This is a genomic window from Streptomyces boluensis (assembly GCF_009908195.1).
GTDB classification, from domain to species: domain Bacteria; phylum Actinomycetota; class Actinomycetes; order Streptomycetales; family Streptomycetaceae; genus Streptomyces; species Streptomyces boluensis.
This window is the reverse complement of the sequence record NZ_JAAAHS010000768.1, coordinates 1-750: the sequence shown is the minus strand read 5'-3', so window position 1 is coordinate 750 and position 750 is coordinate 1. Positions and strand designations below refer to the sequence as shown.

Annotated in this window: 1 pseudogene; it reads right to left on the bottom strand. The window is 70.3% G+C overall.

From position 1 onward, the window contains the following. Positions 1-257: 257 nt before the first annotated feature. Positions 258-750, bottom strand: a pseudogene (locus tag GUY60_RS38005) (hypothetical protein); the annotation flags it as partial.

Here is a 750-nt window from a genome sequence, read left to right as displayed (position 1 = left end):
CCTCCAGCATTCCCATCCGCCGCGCCCACCCCTTGGTGTGCGAACGGGCCGCCTCCACCTGCGGGTTGAGCCGGGCCGGATACGGAACGTAGAAGTCGGGGAGGGTGAAGGGCTGTCCCATGCGTGTGCCACGCCTTTCGCGGTACGGGGAGTCATCGGCCTGCGACCGTGGGTGATCGCATTCGGGACAGCCCTACCCGTGACCCGTACGGCCCATCCGGGCAGGCGAATAGTCGTACAAATAAAGGGGGTTGGCGTCAGGCGCGGTTGTACGGCTGGGCGTTGTTGTCGCTGGTGTGGTCCTTGCTGCTGAACCACTCGATCCGGGACGCCGAGGCGCTGTCGATGTACGACGCCTGCTCCGCGGTGCAGCCGTAGCCGGTGGAGCGTTCGGTGTCCACGGTGGCGCTGCTGAGGTCGAGGCGCGTGCCGCCGTTCTGCACGGAGATCAGCCGGGCCACGCTCACGCAGTCCACCTTGCCGCCGCCGGAGGGCGACATGCGGAAGAAGGAGACGGCCTGCCGGCCGGGGGCGACCTGCTTGATCTCGATCTTGGCGGGGGCTCCGTAGACGTTGCTCGTCGTCCACGTACCGGCGAAGGCGGCCGGTACGCCACCGGACGGGGCCTCTCCGCCGCTTCCCGAGCCGCCGCCCGAGCTCGAACTCCCGCCGTCCGCAGGGGGATCAGCGTCCGTGCCGCTGTCGTCCCCGGCGGCGCCACCGTCACCGGAGCCGTCCGCTCCGCCCCCG